The sequence below is a fragment of the Romboutsia sp. 13368 genome (genome assembly GCF_018336475.1).
Classification (GTDB): domain Bacteria; phylum Bacillota; class Clostridia; order Peptostreptococcales; family Peptostreptococcaceae; genus Romboutsia.
In genome coordinates, this window is record NZ_CP048741.1 from 2,327,684 (window position 1) to 2,328,596 (window position 913).

Sequence of the window (913 nt, forward strand, 5' to 3'; positions counted from 1 at the left end):
CTGTTTTTAGCTGGGTATCAAAATCATTACTTATTTCATCTGAGAAACCAGATATATGTATATTATTTAACATGCATTACCCCCCTATATCTCTTTAGTTATTTTTTTAACTTTTTTGATGTTAATATTTAATATAAAACTTAATTAAATATATTTTATAAATTCTAAAAAATATATTATAGAATATACGCTTAGAATTCGTTTTCCCTTATATTAGTATACTAACATATTTATTTTTAATTCGCAATAAATTCCTTTCTACACAACCTTACATAACCTTACACTACTTCACATAAATTGAATATTTTTTTAACAATTATATAAAATAAAATTTATTTCTTAATTAAATAGAAATAAACTTTTTATTTTTTACATATTTTAATACCATTATAATCTTATATCATAAAAAAAGATGGTTCTACTACTATTTTGTATAATCATCTTTTTTAATTTATTCTTCATGTTTCATTTGATGTTTTAATTCTTTTGCAAATTTCTTTTCTTCATGTCTTTCATGTCTTAATTCTTTTTTCTCTTCATGAGCTACCCTGTGACCTTGCTTAACCTTTTCATGTTCTTCATGCTTCATCTGATGTTTTAGCTCTCTAGCCAATTTCTTTTCTTCATGCTTTTCATGTCTTAATTCTTTATGTTGTTCATGACGAGATTCCATACCTTGTATATCTTTTTTCATTTCTTCAACAAATTTACTCATTTTATACCTCCATAAAATTAAATTTGATGGTATTTATAAAGTATCAAATATATTTTTTACAAATATATTTCAATTATTCTTTTTTACATATAAGAAAATAAAAAAGAGTAGCATATTGCTACTCTTTTTATTACATCATACTTGGCATTCCTCCGCCCATTCCTGGCATAGCAGGTTCAGATTCAGGTAAATCTACAA

1 protein-coding gene is annotated in these 913 nt (G+C 23.8%); it reads right to left on the bottom strand.

Features of this window, described 5'->3' with window-relative positions; genetic code table 11:
* Positions 1 to 451: 451 nt before the first annotated feature.
* A complete protein-coding gene (locus tag G3997_RS09730; RefSeq protein ID WP_296645572.1) occupies positions 452 to 715 on the bottom strand; it encodes a hypothetical protein in 264 nt (87 codons plus the stop codon).
* Between the last annotated feature and the right edge of the window lie 198 nt (positions 716 to 913).